We start from the raw sequence: 17,913 nt of genomic DNA on the forward strand, positions 1-17,913 counted from the left end.
CGAACGCGTCCCTCCGGCTGTTCGGCGTAGACTTCGCCGCTGAAGGGGTGCCAGCCGCGCGATTGGTAAAACGCGAAATTGTGCGGCTCGCAGAACAACAGCCCGAATTGCACCGCTTCATGGTGGCGCATGGTCTGGACCGCGGCGTCGAGCGCCAGGCTGGCATAACCCTGCCGCCGGCAGTCCTCGCGGGTCGAAACCCCGCCGATGCCGCCGATATGAACCTTGCGGCCGTCCCAAGTGGCGTGCCGGAAGTAGATGCCGACATGGCAGGCCAGGCCGCCTTGGCTTCCTTGGGGCGCATCGATCAGCACGCGGAGGTCGGCATGCGCCCATTTGACATGCCCCCAGGGCCGCTGCTCAACCATTTCGGCCGGCCAGACCGCCTTGAACAGCGGCTCGGCCGTGGGCCACGATGCGTCCCCGTTCAATACGTCGATCTCGATACTCATTTTTCGTTCTTTCTCGCGAACGCGCTGTTCTGGTCGTCCCAAATTGCGGTGTTTAAGATCCCTGGAACCTTCTATAAGGGTTCCCGTTAAGCCCACGTCTCCCATCATTGCGGACATCCCCCATGACCTTCACGCTTCCCACCCTTCCTTATGCCTATGACGCGCTCGCACCTCATATGTCGAAGGAAACGCTGGAATTCCACCACGACAAGCATCATCAGGCCTACGTGACCAACGGCAACAATCTGCTGAAAGGCACCGAATTCGAGGGCAAGTCTCTCGAGGAGATCGTCAAGGGCTCGTTCGGCAAGAATGCGCCGCTGTTCAACAATGCGGGCCAGCACTACAACCACCTGCATTTCTGGAACTGGATGAAGCCCAATGGCGGCGGCGACAAACTGCCCGGCCGTCTGGCCAAGAAGATCAACGAGGATCTCGGCGGGCTGGAGAAGTTCAAGACCGATTTCGCCGCCGCCGGCGTCGGCCAGTTCGGCTCGGGCTGGGCCTGGCTGTCGGTCAAGAACGGCAAGCTCGAGATCTCCAAGACCGCCAACGGCGAAAGCCCGCTGGTGTACGGCGCCACGCCGATCCTCGGCGTCGACGTCTGGGAGCACTCCTACTACATCGATTATCGCAACCGTCGCCCCGACTATCTGAAGGCGTTCGTCGATCATCTGGTGAACTGGGAGTATGTCGACCAGCTGTTCTCGAAGGCCTGATCTCGTCATTCCGGGGCGGCCCGAAGGGCCGAACCCGGAATCCAGAAGTCATGAGCAAAGCAATCTCGAGATTCCCCGATGTGCAATTGCACATCTGAGTTTCGATGCTTCGCATCGCCCCGGAATGACGGGACAAATTTTCCAACGAAGTTTCCAGGGGCGGCAACATCTCACTGCCGCCCTTTCGTTTGCGCGAGCCGCGCCGCATACTGAGGTCCGGGGCTGCAACTGGAGTGCGGGTGGCAGATGAATAGCTATCTTCTGGTGTTCGTCGGCGGCGGGCTTGGTGCGTCGCTGCGCCATGCGGTCAACATGATCAGCGCGCGCGGCCTCGGCACCGCGTTTCCCTGGGGCACCTTCATCATCAATATTTCAGGCTCGATCGTCATGGGCCTGATCGCCGGCTATCTCGCCTTCAAGGGCGGGGCCTCGCAGCCCTGGCGGCTGTTTCTGATGACCGGCATTCTCGGCGGCTACACCACCTTCTCGGCATTCTCGCTCGATGCCGTGCTGCTCTACGAGCGGGGCGAAATCGCCTCCGCGCTGTTCTACGTGCTGGGCTCGGTGGTGCTGTCGATCGCCGGCCTGTTCGCCGGCCTCGCGCTGGTGCGTCATCTGACGTGAACAAATCGGCATGGGCCTCCATGAGGCCGCGCATGGGTGGCGCCGTCGTTCCGTTTGCTTCGCTGTGCCGGCAAGACTAAGCAGGCAAGACTAAGCAGATTTCCGCCTTTTCACCTCCCAGACCGATTGCCTTGGCAGAACTCCCCCTGAAAGACCCGGCGCCCGCCGACGACGCCGCGGACACCGAGCCGCGCCCCGGACGCATCCGCAAGCCGATCGGCTGGTCGATGATCGTGATCGCCGTGCTGGTCGCGGTCTGCGTGGTGCTGGTGTGGCGCCGCGACGGCGCCCATGGCGTCACGGAAATCCTCTTCAGCGATCTGGAATTGTTCGGCGGCATCCTGCCGCGCGTGCTGGCGGGCTGCCTGCTCGGCGCCTTCATCGCCGAGATCCTGCCGCACGAGAAGGTGTCGCGCGCGCTGGGGCCGAATTCCGGCCTGAAGGGGTTACTGATCGGCACCGCGTTCGGCGCGATCCTGCCGGGCGGGCCGTTCACCGTCTATCCGGTGGCGGCAGCACTGCTCACGGTCGGCGCCGATTTCGGCGCCGCCATCGCCATGGTGGTGAGCTGGACGCTGATCGGTTATGGCCGCGCGATCGTCTGGGAATTGCCGATCATGGGCACCGATTTCACGCTGTGGCGCATCGTGATCTCACTGCCGTTGCCGATCCTGGCCGGCGCCCTCGGCCGCTTCGTCTATCTCAGGATCTATCCGAAGGGCGCGCCGCCATGAGCGCGCTGATCGTCGACATCATCCTGTGGGGTTCGGTCGCCGCGCTCGGATTAATGGCCTGGCAGCGCGGCCGGCCCGTGCTGGTCTCGTCCGTGCGCGAAGGCACGCTGGATTTCATCAATATCGTGCCGCGCATCGCGCTCGGCGTGATCGGCGCGGGCTACATCGCCGCGGTGATTCCTTCCGAAATGATCACCGGCTGGCTCGGGCCCGACAGCGGCTGGCTCGGCGTGCTGATGGCCACGGTCGCCGGCGCCGCGACGCCGGGCGGCCCGGTGATCGGTTTTTCGCTGGGCGCGGTCGCCATGAAGGCCGGCGCCGGCCCGCCGCAGGTCATCGCCTATGTCACCGCCTGGGCGCTGTTCGCGTTCCAGCGGCTGATTCTCTGGGAGATCCCGTTCATGCCGGCGCGCTTCGTCTGGTTCCGCGCCGCGGTGTCGCTGCCGTTCCCGTTCGTGGCCGCAGCGATCGCAATGGCGATCGGGAAGCCGTAGGCACTGAGAACGCCCCGGGTAGACACTCGTTATGTTATATTATAACGTTTTTCCATGGTTCCCACGCATCCTCACAGTCATGACCATGGCCACCACCACGCCCACAGTCACGGGCCGTCGTCGCCGCATCCGGCGCAGGCAGCACCCTGGTCGATCCTGCGCATGACGGTTTTCGCCCGGCTCGGGGCGGCGCTCGCAGTCAGCGCCGGGTTGTGGGCCGTGGTGTGGCTGGCGATGAGGTGAGCATGGCCGCGCAGCTGCAATTCCGCGATGTCACGCTGGGCTATGACCGGCATCCGGCCGTGCACCATCTCGACGGCGAGGTCGCCACCGGCGCGCTGCTCGCGGTGGTCGGTCCCAACGGCGCCGGCAAATCGACGCTGTTTCGAGGATTGGTCGGCATCCTGAAGCCGCTGGCGGGTTCGATCGGGCTGGGCGATCTCAACGTTCGCGATATCGCTTACCTGCCGCAGACTGCCGACATCGATCGCAGCTTTCCGATCTCGGTGTACGATTTCGTTGGCACCGGGCTGTGGCGCGAGACCGGGTTTTTCGGCGGCATGGGCAAGTCCGCGCGCGACAAGATCGCCCAGGCGCTCGGTGCCGTCGGCCTCAACGGTTTTGAGAATCGTCCGATCGGCACGCTGTCGGGTGGGCAGATGCAGCGCATGCTGTTCGCGCGGGTGCTGTTGCAGGATGCCCGGCTGATCGTGCTGGACGAGCCCTTCAACGCCATCGACGCCAAAACCTCGGCCGACCTGGTGGCGCTGGTGCGGCATTGGCACACTGAAAAGCGCACGGTGCTGGCGGCGCTGCACGACATGGATCTGGTGCGCGCCCATTTTCCGGAAACCCTGCTGCTGGCGCGCGGGCCGGTGGCGTGGGGCCCCACCGCCGAGGTCCTGACATCAGAGAACCTCGCGGAAGCGCGCCGGATGTGCGAGGCCTTCGACGACAGTGCGCCGGCCTGCGCGGTCGACGACATGCCGTCGCGGGCGGCGTGAAGCGATGATTTATGACGCGCTGATCGCGCCCTTCACCGAATTCGAATTCATGCGCCGGGCGCTCGCCGCCGTGATCGCGCTGTCGCTGGGCGGCGCGCCGATCGGCGTGTTCCTGATGCTGCGGCGGATGAGCCTGGTCGGCGACGCCATGGCGCATGCCATCCTGCCGGGCGCCGCGATCGGTTTCCTGCTGTCCGGCCTCAGCCTGTTCGCGATGACCGCCGGCGGCTTGATCGCGGGCTTTACCGTTGCCATCCTTGCAGGACTGGTCGCGCGCAACACCGAGCTGAAGGAAGACGCCTCGCTGGCGACCTTCTATCTGGTGTCGCTGGCAACAGGCGTGACCATTGTTTCCATCAAGGGCACCAATATCGATCTGCTGCACGTGCTGTTCGGCAACATCCTGGCCATGGACGACCAGACCCTGCTGGTGATCGCCTTCAACGCCACCATCACGCTGCTGGTGCTGGCTGTAATCTTCCGCCCGCTGGTGATCGAATGCGTCGATCCGGTATTCCTGCGCACCGTCAGCCGGGCCGGCGCGCCGGCGCATCTGGCGTTTCTGGCGTTGGTGGTCATCAACCTCGTCAACGGCTTTCACGCGCTCGGCACGTTGCTCGCGGTCGGCCTGATGATCCTGCCCGCCGGCATCGCGCGGTTCTGGTCGCGCGACATCACCGGCATGATCTGTATCGCGGTGGCGAGCGCTGTTGTCTCCGGCTATGCGGGGCTGGTGCTGTCGTTCCATACCAAGGTGCCGTCCGGCCCCGCGATCATCCTGGTGGCGGCGGTGCTGTATGTCGGCTCGGTCTTGTTCGGCACTGTTAGCGGGCTGGTGCGGCAGATGTTTCCCCGCCGGCATCTGGAGGCTTAGCGTGGTCGTGAATTCTTTGTTGGCCGCTTGCTCGGTGCACCTCTCCCGCTTGCGGGGGAGGTCGCCGCGCTTGCGCGGCGGGTGGGGGAAATTCTCTCCGCTTGCATCGGTGCTCGCTGAGGCACCCCCACCCCAACCCTCCCCCGCAAGCGGGAGAGGGGGCTCACTGCCGTTGTTGCGGCATCGAGCCAGAGCCCCCGATATGTGGTGTTTCTGGTTGGTCTGCCTTCTGCTTGCAGTAGCCGTTTCTCCCGCCCGCGCGCAGGATCGCCTCAACGTGGTCGCGAGCTTTTCGATCCTCGGCGATTTCGTCCGCAATGTCGGCGGCGATCGCGTCAGCGTCACCACGCTCGTAGGCCCGGACGGCGACGCGCATGTCTACACGCCGACGCCGGCCGATGCGAAGAGGATTGCCGACGCAAAACTCGTCATCGTCAACGGTCTCGACTTCGAAGGCTGGTTGTCGCGGCTGGTGAAATCCTCCGGCAAGAAGCCGACCATCGCCACCGCGACCAGGGGCATCGCGCCGCGCAAGCTCGGCTCCCACGCCGATCCGCATGCCTGGCAATCCGTCGCCAATGCGAAAATCTACGTGACCAACATTCGGGATGCGCTGGCCGCCGCCGACCCGGCCGGCACCGGGACCTATCGCGGCAACGCGCAAACCTATCTGGAAACGCTCGATGCGCTTGACCGCGACATCCGGGCGGCGGTGGCGCAGATCCCGCAGGACCGCCGCAAGGTGATCTCGACCCATGATGCGTTTGGCTATCTCGCGTCCGCCTATGGCATCGAATTCGTGGCGCCGCTGGGCGTTTCCACCGAATCCGAGGCCAGCGCGCGCGATATCGCCCGCATTATCACCCAGATCAGGACCCAGAAGATCCCGGCGGTTTTCCTCGAGAATATCAGCGACTCCAGGCTGATCCGGCGGATATCGGCCGAGACCGGCGCCCGGGTCGGCGGAACGCTGTATTCCGACAGTTTGACGGGTGAAAAGGGCGATGCCCCCACTTACATTGATATGGTCAGGCACAATATAAAGGCCCTGACCAGCGCGCTCGCCAATTAGGGCAGGGGCCCTCCCTGCCGCCGGCACAGCAGCGCGAAATACCGCCCTTCCGGAGTGACTATGGCTGAACCGACATCCCAAAAAATTCCCGTGACCGTGCTGACGGGCTATCTCGGCGCCGGCAAGACCACCCTGCTCAACCGCATCCTTTCGGAAAACCACGGCAAGAAATACGCCGTCATCGTCAACGAATTCGGCGAGATCGGCATCGACAACGACCTCATCATCGGCGCCGACGAAGAAGTGTTCGAGATGAACAACGGCTGCGTCTGCTGCACCGTGCGCGGCGACCTCGTGCGCATCCTCGACGGGTTGATGAAGCGCAAGGGCAAGTTCGACGCCATCATCGTCGAGACCACGGGTCTGGCCGATCCGGCGCCGGTGGCGCAGACCTTCTTCGTCGACGAGGACGTGCAGAAGCACGCCCGGCTCGACGCCGTGGTGACGGTGGCCGACGCCAAATGGCTGAACGACCGGCTCAAGGACGCGCCGGAGGCCAAGAACCAGATCGCCTTCGCCGACGTCATCGTGCTCAACAAGACCGATCTGGTTTCCAAGGCAGAACTGGCCGAGGTCGAGGCCAGGATCCGCGCCATCAACCCCTACGCCAAACTGCACCGCACGGAGCGCTGCCAGGTGGCGCTGTCCGACGTGCTGGAGCGCGGCGCATTCGATCTCGACCGCATCCTCGAGCTCGAGCCGGAATTTCTGGACGGCGGCGATGGCCACGATCACGGCCATGATCACCACGGCCATGATCACGATCACGGCCACAGCCACAGCCATGATAGTCACGGTTCTGGCGGCCTGAAGCACTATCATGACGAAGACATGCAATCGCTGTCGCTGCGGTCCGACAAGCCGCTGGATGCGACGAAGTTCATGCCATGGCTGCAGAACCTGGTCGCCAGCGAGGGCCAGAAGATCCTGCGCTCGAAGGGCATTCTCGCCTTCACCGACGATGACGACCGCTACGTGTTTCAGGGCGTGCACATGATGCTGGAGGGCGACCACCAGCGCGCCTGGAAGGAAGGCGAAGCGCGCGAGAGCCGGCTCGTCTTCATCGGCCGCGAATTGCCCGAGCAGATGATCCGCGACGGCTTCGAAAACTGTATCACCACGTGATGAAAGAGTTCGATCCCGGCACTAACGCCGCCTCCATCGTCTCGGTCACCGACCGGGTGCGTCCGCTCGCGATTCCCATGCCCGTCACCTCGGTGCATTTTCTCGGCGAGGTCGCCGCCTTCGTCGGTGCCGAGGAAAGCGTGGCACTGGTCAGCGCCGACGGCGAGATATCACTTGTTCCGGTCCACGGCGGCGGCATTCTCTGCGCCGCGACCGACGGCGCACGCATCGTCATGGGCGGCGACGACGGCAAGGTCGTGGCGCTGGACAAAGAGGGCGAGGTCACGCTGCTCGCGACCGACGCCAAGCGGCGCTGGATCGACAATGTCGCGGTTCATCCCGACGGCGCGTTCGCATGGTCGGCCGGCAAGACCGCCTATGTCCGCGGCGGCAAGGGCGAAGACAAGTTTTTCGAAGTACCCTCGACCGTCGGCGGCCTGGCGTTCGCGCCGAAGGGGCTGCGGCTTGCGATCGCGCATTACAATGGCGTGACGTTGTGGTTTCCCAATATGGCCGCCAACGCCGAAGTGCTGGAATGGGCGGGTTCGCATCTCGGCGTCGTGTTCAGCCCCGACAACAAGTTTCTGGTGACCGCGATGCACGAGCCGGCGCTGCATGGCTGGCGGCTCGCCGATACCAGGCACATGCGCATGACCGGCTATCCCGGCCGCGTGCGGTCGCTGTCATGGAGCGCCGGCGGCAAGGGACTGGCGACATCAGGCGCCGATACAGTGATCATCTGGCCATTCGGCAGCAAGGACGGCCCGATGGGCAAGGAGCCCGCGATGCTGGCGCCGCTGCAGGCCCGGGTCTCCGCGGTCGCCTGCCATCCGAAGCAGGACATCCTGGCGGCCGGTTACAGTGACGGCACCGTGCTGATGGTGCGGCTCGGCGACGGCGCGGAAATCCTGGTGCGCAAGAACGGCGGCGCGCAGGTGTCGGCGCTGGCCTGGAACGGCAAGGGCACCCAGCTGGCGTTTGCCGCTGATGATGGCGACGCCGGGCTGCTGGCGCTGTAGAGCAAGGTGCCGGCCCGGAACCTGCCGACATCGTGGTCTCCACCTGTGGCCTGAACTGCCATGGAACCCTGCCGCCATCAGAACGTTGACTTCTGCGAACCAATTCGCGTGAACCAACGGTGAAGCCAATGTCTCCGGCCGACAGGAAACGCGCCTACAGGATGGACGTGCTGCTGGCCGGCGCCATGGTGGTGGCGGGACTCGCGATATCAGGTCTTTCGGTGGCCAGGCTCAACGCCGGCAAGCCGCATCCGCAGATGGCGCAGGCGACGCAGCCGCTGCAATCGACGCCGGGCGCGGAGACCAAGCCGTCGGCGCCGGCTGAGCAGGCGACCACAGGCGCTCGGCCCACCGGCGTGCCGCCCGAGCCGGCGCGGCCCGATGCCGACGCGCAGAAGGCCGGCGCCCAGCCGGCGCTGCCGCCCGCCCCGGCCGAGAAGTCGGCGGCGCCGATCAAGGACCGGTAGCGGCATTCACAACGCCAGCAGGACGGCGGCTTCCGGCGCCGGTCAGCGCGCGCCCTTCAGTGTGCAGGATGTGGAGCAGGTGGTGGTCACGCCGCGATCGCAGGCGATGCAGGCACCTACGCACTGCTTCATGTCCCTGGGATTGTACACGCTATAAAGCTTCCTGGCGCAGTTCCCGATCGAGCCGGTTACGTCATTATTGTCAGGCGAGCAGGCCGCCAGGGCCGCCGCGAACAGGACGATAGCGATGATCGCGCGCATGGTCGGCGCTCCCGCTGAAGAAGCCTTCGCTCGAAACGAAGCTGCGGCGACGGCTCCAGGCCTCGCAGAAAGTACCCTTCAGCGTGGCACGTCATGGTTAATATCTGGTTATGAGTGACCGCATCCACGTTCTCGATTCGCCATCACCGGGCCCGACCCCGGTGATCCGTGTTTCCTGAATCATGGATACGCGGGTCAAGCCCGCGTGTGACGACCGAGTACGATGCGCTGGCGGTGCCTCACCGCACCAGCACGTTCCTGAACTGCCACGGATCCGACGTGTCGATATCCTCCGGGAAAAGCCCCGGCCGATCGGTCAGCGGCGTCCAGTCGGTGTAAAAACCCTTCACCGGGCCGAGATACGGCATCTGGATTTCCAGCAGACGATCGAAGTCCATCTCGTCGGCTTCGACGATGCCTTCGTTCGGGTTTTCCAGCGCCCACACCATGCCGCCGAGCACGGCGGAGGTCACTTGCAGGCCGGTGGCGTTCTGATAAGGCGCGAGTTTGCGGGTCTCTTCGATGGAGAGCTGCGAGCCGTACCAGTAGGCATTGTTGTCATGGCCGAACAGCAGCACGCCGAGCTCGTCGATGCCATCGACGATCTCGTTTTCATCGAGGATGTGGTGCTTTTCCTGCATCTTCGCTGCGCGGCCGAACATTTCATGCAGCGACAGCACGGCATCGTCGGCCGGGTGATAGGCATAGTGGCAGGTCGGCCGATAGACCGCCGCACCGGATGCGTCCCGCACGGTGAAGTAATCGGAGATCGAGATCGACTCGTTGTGGGTAACGAGGAAGCCATACTGCGCGCCGCGGGTCGGGCACCAGGTGCGCACGCGCGTGTTGGCGCCGGGCTGCATCAGGTAGATGGCGGCGCCGCAGCCAGCTTCGTGGGTCCGCGCATTCTCGGGCATCCATTTTTCATGGGTGCCCCAACCAAGTTCGGACGGCTGTACGCCTTCCGACAGGAAGCCTTCCACCGACCAGGTGTTGACGAAGACGTCCGGCTCCTTCGGCGACCTGGAGCGCTGGGTGTCACGTTCGGCGATGTGGATGCCCTTGATACCAGCCTGCCGCATCAAGTCCGCCCATTCGGCCTTGGTCTTCGGCTTTGGGGCATTGAGCTTCAGATCGGCGGCGACATTGAGCAGCGCCTGCTTGACGAAAAAAGACACCATGCCTGGATTGGCGCCACAGCAGGAGACCGAGGTTGTCGAGCCCGCGGGTCGCGCCGCCTTGGCGGCCAGCGTCGCTTCGCGAAGAGCGTAGTTGGAGCGCGCTTCCGGACCCTTCGACGAATCGAAATAGAAGCCGAGCCAGGGCTCGTTGACGGTGTCGATATAGAGCGCGCCCAGTTCGTTGCAGAGCTCCATGATGTCGGTGGAGCCGGTATCGACCGAGAGATTGACGCAAAAACCCTGGCCACCACCTTCGGTGAGCAACGGGGTCAGCAATTCGCGATAATTGTCCCTGGTCACGCCCTTCTGGATAAAGCGCACATTGTATTTTTCGCAATGTGCCTTGCGACCCTCGTCCTTGGGATCGATCACGGTAATGCGCGACTTGTCGTAATCGAGATGCCGTTCGATCAGCGGCAGCGTGCCTTTGCCGATCGAGCCGAACCCGATCATGACGATGGGACCGGAAATTTTCGCGTGGATGGGCGAGGCGGGGCTCATTGAATGGTCTCCAGTAAAACGAATGGCTGTCGGCGTTCGCAGGGATCAGTCGGAACGCAGCTTCGCGGTGACTTCGATCTCCACCTTCATCTCGGGCTTGTACAGCCCGGCGACGACGAGGAGTGTTGCGGCGGGGCGGATGTTGCCGAGAACTTCGCCGCAGACCGCGAGCAGGGCGTCGGCGTCCGCAGGGTTGGTGATGTAGTAGGTCGCGCGCACGATGTCGGTCATCGCAAAGCCGCCTTCCGCCAGCGCGGCTTCGATGGTTTTAAAGCAGTTTCGTGCCTGGCTCGTGACATCGGCCGGCATGGTCATGGTGGCGTAATCGTAGCCGGTGGTGCCGGCGACGAAGGCGAACTCACCGTCGAGCACGGCGCGGCTGTAGCCGGCGGCCTTCTCGAACGGCGAGCCGGTGGAAATCAGGCGACGGGGCATGATGCAGACCTCGGAGGGGACATCGGGTGGCCGGGATTGAGGCCACGCAATGCCGCGTCTTGACCCTCAAATCAAGCGGCGTGAGCGGCCAGTTTGCGGGCTTTTCCGGCCAGCCGCGGCTTGGCCAGCGGCGCCTCGGCGCCTGACGGCGCGATCATGCCCCAGGCGCCCTCGAGCGCGCCTTCGCGCAGCTCGAGGCCGAGCAGCCGGTCGCGTTCGAACGGGCCAGGCAGCGACAGCTCGCCGGTTCCAAGCGCCGTGAAGCCGAAGCGGGCATAATACGGCGCATCGCCGAGCAGGATCACCGCGCCATGGCCGCGGGCTTTCGCCGCCGCCAGCGCGTGGGTCATCAGCGCGGCGCCGATGCCGAACTCGCGGCAGGAAGCGTCGACCGCCAGCGGCCCCAGCACCAGCGCGGGGACGCCCCCGGCGCTGACGTGCCACAACCGCACGGTTCCGACCAGCCGGGCTTGCCCATCTTGGCGCACGACCGAAAAGGCAAGGCCTTCGGCGGGCGCGCGTCCGTCGCGCAGGCGCTGGCAGGTGCGCGTATGGCGGTTCGCGCCAAAGCAGGCATCCAGCAGCGCTTCACGCGCAACGACGTCCGAGCCACGTTCCGCACGGATCGCGAACGGGGCGGCATCGGAAATGAGGGCAACGGAGGTGTTCCGCAAAGCAGTCATGGCACGTCAGTCCTCGCGACCGGCGGACACGGGTCCGCGGCGCGTTGTCTTCAAATCGGCAGATGGAGGGGTGGGAGCCGGCGCACCGGCTCCCGACTTTCTTCACCCTCTCCCGCTTGCGGGGGAGGGCCGGGGTGGGGGTGCTTCCGCGGGCACGGAGCCTGCGGAGAGAATTCCCCCACCCGGCACGCTCTTGCGAGCGTGCCGACCTCCCCCGCAAGCGGGAGAGGTGAGAAGGGCCTCAGATGTGGTAGGTGCGCAGCGGCGGGAAGCCGTTGAACGCCACCGCCGAGTAGGTCGACGTATACGCGCCGGTACCTTCGATCAGCAGCTTGTCGCCGATCTCGAGCGTCACCGGAAGCGGGTACGGCAGCTTCTCGTACATCACGTCGGCGGAATCGCAGGTCGGGCCTGCGAGCACGCACGGCGTCATCTCGGCGCCGTCATGCGGCGTCCTGATGGCGTAGCGGATCGACTCGTCCATCGTCTCGGCGAGACCGCCGAACTTGCCGATGTCGAGATATACCCAGCGCACCTCGTCCTCGTCGCTCTTCTTGGAGATCAGAACGACTTCGGTCTCGATGATGCCGGCATTGCCGACCATGCCGCGGCCCGGCTCGATGATGGTCTCCGGGATCGCGTTGCCGAAATGCTTGCGCAGCGCACGGAAGATCGACCGGCCGTACTGCACGACCGCCGGAACTTCCTTCAGGTACTTGGTCGGGAATCCGCCGCCCATGTTGACCATGGACAGGTTGATGCCACGCTCCGCGCAGTCGCGGAACACCGACGACGCCATCGACAGCGCGCGGTCCCACGCCTTCACCTTGCGCTGCTGCGAGCCGACATGGAACGAGATGCCATAGGGCTCGAGGCCGAGGCGCTTGGCGAGGTCGAGCACGTCGACCGCCATCTCCGGATCGCAGCCGAACTTGCGCGACAGCGGCCATTCGGCGCCGGCGCAGTCATAGAGGATGCGGCAGAACACCTTGGCGCCGGGGGCGGCGCGGGCGATCTTCTCGACCTCGGCGGTGCAGTCGACCGAGAACAGCCGAATGCCGAGCGCGAAGGCACGCGCGATGTCGCGCTCCTTCTTGATCGTGTTGCCGAACGAGACACGCTCCGGGGTCGCACCCGCGTCCAGCGCCATCTGGATCTCCTGCACCGAGGCGCAGTCGAAGCACGAGCCCATCGAGGCCAGCAGCGACAGCACTTCCGGCGCCGGGTTGGCCTTCACCGCATAGAACACCCGGCTGTCCGGCAGCGCCTTCGAGAAGGTCAGGTAATTGTCGCGCACGACCTCGAGGTCGACGACGAGGCACGGCTCGACGTCCTGGCCCTCGTTACGGCGGCTGCGCAGGAATTCCTGGATACGTTCAGTCATAGTAGCACCCTCCCAAACGGCCCCAGCGACGGAGACACGTTCAAAAAATGATCTCGGATCAGAGCACTCCGGCCACGTTGCGCGATGGAGGCGCGACGCAGCCAAAAACTCAGACCGAACTGTGCTGCCGTGGATTGGTTGGGAAGGATCCCGCCCGCACACCTGGCAATGAAGGACAAGCCTCTTCGGTATTCGCGCCGGCTGATGGAAAGCCGGCAGAGACCAAAAAAGCCCGATCCGTCGTTGCTTTAAGTCGCGTCCCCCGTTGAGAACGAGGTGCGCCGGTTCGCCTCCGGCTGCCAGTCACGGTTGCAAGGATCGAAGGGACCTTCAACGGCATCTCTTGAGAGAGATGCTGGCCATTCAAATCTTGCGACTTGAACGACCCTCGGTTCTTCGTCCCTTGGCGGCTGTCCGGCCTCTTGTCCGGATACCTACCGACTGACACACGACCACAGGCACGTGCGAAATTGGGCAAGAGTGCAAATAGGGGATTTGATCCTGCTTCGCAATGTTTTTTTTAGGCTGGGGACAGATTTGCCTAACATGTGCTTGCAGTGTTGCTCACGGCGCACGCGAGCGACGCTGAACGTGAACAGACGTTAAGTTTTCTTAAGCACTCGTAAGTATTTTCACGGGGCCGGCGCGGCTTTGTCGTGCAGCCGACTTCAGGCGCGGCGGGTGAACGGCTCGACGCGCTGTGCGGCGCGGATGAACGCCGCCATGATGAAGACGCCGATCGCGAACAGCACCGCCTGCAGGATGTGCGCGCTGGTGTCGTCCAGCCCGAACAGGATGGCGAGCGCCCAGCCGCCGGCGAATGCCGCGCCGAACACCTCGGCGCCGATCAGGATCGCGGCACTGACGACGGTGATGACGCTGGGCCAGATGATCCGGCGGGGAGCGGTCGGGGAGGGCTGCGCGTTCATGGGGGCCAAGGTCCTGTTGCGGGCGCAATCTCTATGAAAAGGCCCCTGCTATCAAGCGCAAAAGGGCCTAAAAAAGCCCCATCGCATGATATAGGTCCCTGCATTCATCGCGACCAAAACGGGAAATGTTGATGTCGGAAAGCTCGGAAATGGCGGCCGCCTCCAAGGCCCAGGCAAACCCGCTTTTGAAGGCCTGGCAGACGCCGTTCGAGACCCCGCCATTCCCCGAAATCGCGCCGGAACACTTTCTGCCGGCCTTCGAGCAGGCCTTCGCCGATCACGCCGCCGAGATCGTCGCGATCGAGCACGATCCCGCGGCCCCCGATTTCGCCAACACCATCACGGCGCTGGAGCGCTCCGGCAAGCTGCTCTCCCGGGTGGCGGCGGTGTTCTACGACCTGGTCTCGGCGCACTCCAATCCGGAGCTTTTGGAGATCGACAAGGAAGTCTCGCTGCGGATGGCGCGGCACTGGAATCCGATCATGATGAACGCGGTGCTGTTCGGCCGCATCGCGCTGTTGCACGACAACCGCGCCGATCTCGGGCTATCAGGCGAGCAACTGCGGCTGCTGGAGCGCACCTACACCCGCTTCCATCGCGCCGGCGCCGGGCTCGACGAGGGTGCCAAGAAGCGGATGGCCGAGATCAACGAGCGGCTGGCCCATCTCGGCACCGCCTTCAGCCACCATCTGCTCGGCGACGAGCAGGACTGGTTCATGGAGCTCGGCGAGGCCGATCGCGATGGCCTATCGGACAGTTTTGTCGCAGCCGCCAAGGCTGCGGCCGAGGAGCGCGGCATGGCCGGCAAGGCAGTCATGACGCTGTCGCGGTCCTTCGTGGAGCCGTTCCTGAAGAGCTCCACCCGCCGCGACTTGCGTGAAAAGGTGTTCAAGGCCTTTACGGCGCGCGGCGACAACGGCAACGCCAACGACAACAACGAAACCATCCTCGAGATCCTGAAGTTGCGCGAGGAGACCGCGAAATTGCTGGGTTTTGCCACTTTCGCCGCCTACCGTCTGGAGGACTCGATGGCCAAGACGCCCGAGGCGGTGCGCGGCCTGCTGGAGCGGGTCTGGAAGCCGGCCCGGATGCGCGCGCTCGCCGACCGCGATGCCCTGCAGGCGCTGGTCGCGGAAGAAGGCGGCAATTTCGCTTTGGCGCCGTGGGACTGGCGCTATTACGCCGAGAAGCTGCGGCAGATCAGAGCCAATTTCGACGACGCCGCGATCAAGCCGTATCTCTCGCTCGATCACATGATTGACGCCGCCTTCGACTGCGCCAGCCGCCTGTTCGGTCTCACCTTCACCGAGCGCAAGGATGTCCCGGCCTGGCACCCGGACGTCCGGGTCTGGGAAGTGAAGGATGCCGCCGGCAAGCACAAGGCGCTGTTCTATGGCGACTACTTTGCCCGGCCGTCAAAACGTTCCGGCGCCTGGATGACGTCGCTGCGCGACCAGCAGAAGCTCGATGGCGAGGTCGCCCCCCTGATCCTCAATGTCTGCAACTTCTCCAGGGGTAACGACGGCCAGCCGTCGCTGCTGTCGCCCGACGACGCCCGCACCCTGTTCCACGAATTCGGCCACGCCTTGCACGGGATGCTGTCGGATGTGACCTACCCCTCGCTGTCAGGCACTTCCGTGTTCACGGATTTCGTCGAGCTGCCGTCGCAGCTGTACGAGCACTGGCAGGAGCAGCCCCAGGTGCTCAGGCAGTTTGCCCGGCACTACCAGACCGGCGAGCCGCTGCCCGACGACCTGCTGAAGCGCTTCATCGCCGCGCGCAAATTCAACCAGGGTTTTGCCACCGTGGAGTTCGTCTCCTCGGCGCTGATCGATCTGGAATTCCACACCCAGCCGGCCTCTGATATCCCGGATGTGCGGGCGTTCGAGCGCGCCGAGCTGGAGAAGATCGGGATGCCCGCGGAAATCGCGTTGCGGCACCGGCCGACCCAGTTCGGCCACATCTTTTCCGGCGATCATTATGCCTCGGGCTATTACAGCTACATGTGGTCCGAGGTGATGGACGCCGACGCGTTCGGCGCCTTCGAGGAAGCCGGCGACATCTTCGATCCCAAGGTTGCAAAACGGCTGCACGATGACATCTATTCCTCCGGCGGCTCGCGCGACCCGGAAGATGCCTATATCGCGTTCCGCGGCCGCGAGCCGGAGCCCGACGCGTTGCTGCGCCGCCGCGGTCTTTTGGAAGCGTCAGAGGCGGCCTGAGGTGAACAGAATGAAACTAAAACGTAGTTGGCTCGGCCTGCTGCTGGGCGGCGTTCTCGCTTTCGGCGCCAACGCGGCGCAGGCCCATCCGCATGTCTGGATCTCCGCCTCCAGCGAGCTGGTCTATGCCCCCGACGGATCGATATCCGGCGTGCGCCACGCCTGGACCTTCGACGACATGTTCTCGACCTATGCGCTGCAGGGCATCGAGACCAAGGTCAAAGGCGTCTACAGCCGCGAGGAGCTGGCGCCGCTGGCGCAGACCAATGTCGAATCGCTGAAAGAATTCGACTTCTTCACCTTTGGCAAGGCCGACGGCAAGAAGGAGAAATTCCTCGAGCCGGTCGACTACTTCCTGGAGTACAAGGACGCCGCGCTGACGCTGCATTTCACGCTGCCGCTGAAGACGCCGGTGAAGCCGAAGAAGCTGGCGCTGGAAGTATTCGATCCGGCGTTCTTCATCGACTTCAAATTCGCCGACAAGGATCCGATCAGGCTGGTCGGGGCGCCCGCCGCCTGCCCGATGAAATTCCAGCGGCCCAACGACGGCACCGCCACCGCGCAAAAACTCAACGAGGACAGTTTCGCCAGCGGCGATAACTCGAATTACGGCGCGATGTTCGCCAACAAGATCACGGTGGAATGCCCGTGATCCCGCAGCCCGGCCCGAGGTTTTCGCGCGGGCTCATGCTTTGTGCCGCGGCGGCCATCGCCGCTTGGCTGCTTGATGGCGGCATGCATGCGCTGCTGGCGCAGACGCCGTTCGGCGCGCCGAAGCGCGCCCCTGAACCCCAGGTCGGCGGCATCGTCGGCTGGATTCTCGCCAAGCAATCGGAATTCTACCGCGAGATGTCCGCGACCATCCGCGCCGCCAAGTCCGACGGATCGGCGGTCTGGACGCTGCTGGCGATATCCTTCGCCTACGGCATCTTCCATGCCGCCGGCCCCGGCCATGGCAAGGCGGTGATCTCGTCCTATCTGGTCGCCAACCAGGAGACCGCGCGGCGGGGTATCGTGCTGTCGTTCGCCTCGGCGCTGATGCAGTCGCTGGTGGCCGTCCTGATTGTCGGGGTTTGCGCCTGGCTGCTCAACGCCACCGCCAGGACCATGTGCGGGACGGAAAGGGTCGTCGAGATCGCCAGCTACGCGCTGATCGCGGCGTTCGGCGCCCGGCTGGTCTGGACCAAGGGCGGCGGTTTCATGCGCGCGCTGCAGGCCCGCGCGCCGGTGCCCGCGATCGCGGGCGCCGCGCAGCATCTTGGCCATGATCACGGCCATGCCCACGAGCATCACGATCACGGGCACCACCACCATCACCACGATCATGATCCCGGCCACGTCCATGACGAGCATTGCGGCCACTCCCATGGTCCGGCCCCGAGCGAACTGGCCGGCCCCGGCGGCTGGCGCCGCGGCTTCGGCGCGATCCTGGCGGTCGGCATCCGGCCGTGCTCCGGCGCCATCCTGGTGCTGGTGTTCGCGCTGGCGCAGGGCCTGTTCTGGGCCGGCATCGCCGCGACCTTCGTCATGGGCCTCGGCACCGCCATCACGGTCGCCACCATCGCCGTCATCGCGGTGTCGGCAAAAGACCTCGCGCGGCGCCTCAGCGGCGGCAGCGAAGGCGGCGGCGCGCTGATCATGCGCGGCATCGAATTCGGCGCGGCGGGGCTGGTGCTGCTGTTCGGGGTGGGGTTGCTGTTCGGATATCTGGCCGCGGAGCGGGTGACGTGTCT

21 protein-coding genes are annotated in these 17,913 nt (G+C 64.8%); 14 read left to right on the forward strand and 7 right to left on the reverse strand.

Features of this window, described 5'->3' with window-relative positions:
- Positions 1–452 (reverse strand): GNAT family N-acetyltransferase (locus Q7U29_RS01275; RefSeq protein ID WP_304737544.1); only part of this gene is annotated, 452 nt, incomplete at its 3' end.
- A gap of 122 nt (positions 453–574) precedes the next feature.
- On the opposite strand from Q7U29_RS01275, the gene Q7U29_RS01280 reads away from it, so the two are divergent.
- The 11 genes from Q7U29_RS01280 to Q7U29_RS01330 all read left to right on the forward strand — a co-directional run bounded on the left by Q7U29_RS01280 (position 575) and on the right by Q7U29_RS01330 (position 8,584).
- On the forward strand, positions 575–1,171 hold the full coding sequence (locus tag Q7U29_RS01280) for a superoxide dismutase (RefSeq protein WP_304737545.1): 597 nt from the start codon (positions 575–577) through the stop codon (positions 1,169–1,171).
- A 246-nt stretch (positions 1,172–1,417) separates the two neighbouring features.
- A complete protein-coding gene (crcB, locus tag Q7U29_RS01285; protein WP_304737547.1) occupies positions 1,418–1,795 on the forward strand; it encodes a fluoride efflux transporter CrcB in 378 nt (125 codons plus the stop codon).
- Between the two features lie 131 nt (positions 1,796–1,926).
- Entirely contained in the window at positions 1,927–2,529 is a 603-nt protein-coding gene (locus Q7U29_RS01290; protein ID WP_304737548.1) for a permease, read from the forward strand.
- Positions 2,526–3,023, forward strand: coding sequence for a hypothetical protein (locus Q7U29_RS01295; protein WP_304737550.1), 498 nt, complete (start codon positions 2,526–2,528; stop codon positions 3,021–3,023). Before Q7U29_RS01290 ends, Q7U29_RS01295 begins: the two co-directional genes overlap by 4 nt.
- A gap of 54 nt (positions 3,024–3,077) precedes the next feature.
- Complete coding sequence (locus Q7U29_RS01300) at positions 3,078–3,266, forward strand: hypothetical protein (protein WP_304737551.1); 189 nt, start codon at positions 3,078–3,080, stop codon at positions 3,264–3,266.
- 2 nt (positions 3,267–3,268) lie between these two features.
- Positions 3,269–4,027: a metal ABC transporter ATP-binding protein gene (locus Q7U29_RS01305; RefSeq protein WP_304737553.1), complete on the forward strand. Its 759-nt coding sequence runs from the start codon at positions 3,269–3,271 to the stop codon at positions 4,025–4,027.
- Positions 4,028–4,031: 4 nt separating this feature from the next.
- Positions 4,032–4,901, forward strand: a complete 870-nt coding sequence (locus tag Q7U29_RS01310; protein ID WP_304737555.1) for a metal ABC transporter permease — start codon at positions 4,032–4,034, stop codon at positions 4,899–4,901.
- Between the two features lie 202 nt (positions 4,902–5,103).
- A complete protein-coding gene (locus Q7U29_RS01315) occupies positions 5,104–5,973 on the forward strand; it encodes a metal ABC transporter substrate-binding protein (RefSeq protein ID WP_304737556.1) in 870 nt (289 codons plus the stop codon).
- Between the two features lie 60 nt (positions 5,974–6,033).
- Positions 6,034–7,098 carry a GTP-binding protein gene (locus Q7U29_RS01320; protein ID WP_304737558.1) on the forward strand — a complete coding sequence of 355 codons (1,065 nt, stop codon included), beginning with the start codon at positions 6,034–6,036 and terminating at the stop codon, positions 7,096–7,098.
- Positions 7,098–8,117 carry a WD40 repeat domain-containing protein gene (locus Q7U29_RS01325; RefSeq protein WP_304737577.1) on the forward strand — a complete coding sequence of 340 codons (1,020 nt, stop codon included), beginning with the start codon at positions 7,098–7,100 and terminating at the stop codon, positions 8,115–8,117. Before Q7U29_RS01320 ends, Q7U29_RS01325 begins: the two co-directional genes overlap by 1 nt.
- Positions 8,118–8,245: 128 nt before the next feature.
- Complete coding sequence (locus Q7U29_RS01330; RefSeq protein WP_304737560.1) at positions 8,246–8,584, forward strand: hypothetical protein; 339 nt, start codon at positions 8,246–8,248, stop codon at positions 8,582–8,584.
- A gap of 42 nt (positions 8,585–8,626) precedes the next feature.
- Here the strand turns inward: Q7U29_RS01330 and Q7U29_RS01335 are convergent, their stop codons facing one another.
- The 6 genes from Q7U29_RS01335 to Q7U29_RS01360 form a co-directional block, all read right to left on the reverse strand.
- Positions 8,627–8,845, reverse strand: coding sequence for a hypothetical protein (locus Q7U29_RS01335; RefSeq protein ID WP_304737561.1), 219 nt, complete (start codon positions 8,843–8,845; stop codon positions 8,627–8,629).
- A gap of 239 nt (positions 8,846–9,084) precedes the next feature.
- Positions 9,085–10,527 (reverse strand): homospermidine synthase, encoded by a 1,443-nt coding sequence (locus tag Q7U29_RS01340; RefSeq protein WP_304737563.1) that lies wholly within the window; start codon positions 10,525–10,527, stop codon positions 9,085–9,087.
- 45 nt (positions 10,528–10,572) lie between these two features.
- On the reverse strand, positions 10,573–10,962 hold the full coding sequence (locus tag Q7U29_RS01345) for a RidA family protein (RefSeq protein ID WP_304737565.1): 390 nt from the start codon (positions 10,960–10,962) through the stop codon (positions 10,573–10,575).
- Positions 10,963–11,033: 71 nt separating this feature from the next.
- Complete coding sequence (locus Q7U29_RS01350) at positions 11,034–11,645, reverse strand: GNAT family N-acetyltransferase (protein ID WP_304737566.1); 612 nt, start codon at positions 11,643–11,645, stop codon at positions 11,034–11,036.
- A gap of 241 nt (positions 11,646–11,886) precedes the next feature.
- Positions 11,887–13,029 carry a type III PLP-dependent enzyme gene (locus Q7U29_RS01355; protein ID WP_304737568.1) on the reverse strand — a complete coding sequence of 381 codons (1,143 nt, stop codon included), beginning with the start codon at positions 13,027–13,029 and terminating at the stop codon, positions 11,887–11,889.
- A 668-nt stretch (positions 13,030–13,697) separates the two neighbouring features.
- Complete coding sequence (locus tag Q7U29_RS01360; protein ID WP_304737570.1) at positions 13,698–13,958, reverse strand: hypothetical protein; 261 nt, start codon at positions 13,956–13,958, stop codon at positions 13,698–13,700.
- A 131-nt stretch (positions 13,959–14,089) separates the two neighbouring features.
- Between Q7U29_RS01360 and Q7U29_RS01365 the strand changes: the two genes are divergently transcribed.
- The 3 genes from Q7U29_RS01365 to Q7U29_RS01375 all read left to right on the forward strand — a co-directional run.
- Complete coding sequence (locus tag Q7U29_RS01365; RefSeq protein ID WP_304737571.1) at positions 14,090–16,180, forward strand: M3 family metallopeptidase; 2,091 nt, start codon at positions 14,090–14,092, stop codon at positions 16,178–16,180.
- Between the two features lie 10 nt (positions 16,181–16,190).
- Positions 16,191–16,832: a DUF1007 family protein gene (locus tag Q7U29_RS01370; protein ID WP_304737573.1), complete on the forward strand. Its 642-nt coding sequence runs from the start codon at positions 16,191–16,193 to the stop codon at positions 16,830–16,832.
- Positions 16,823–17,913: nickel/cobalt transporter (locus Q7U29_RS01375; protein ID WP_304737575.1), on the forward strand; the 1,091-nt coding region annotated here is incomplete at its 3' end. The genes Q7U29_RS01370 and Q7U29_RS01375, both read left to right, overlap by 10 nt.

Source organism: Bradyrhizobium sp., assembly GCF_030654605.1.
In the GTDB taxonomy this organism is placed as follows: domain Bacteria; phylum Pseudomonadota; class Alphaproteobacteria; order Rhizobiales; family Xanthobacteraceae; genus Bradyrhizobium.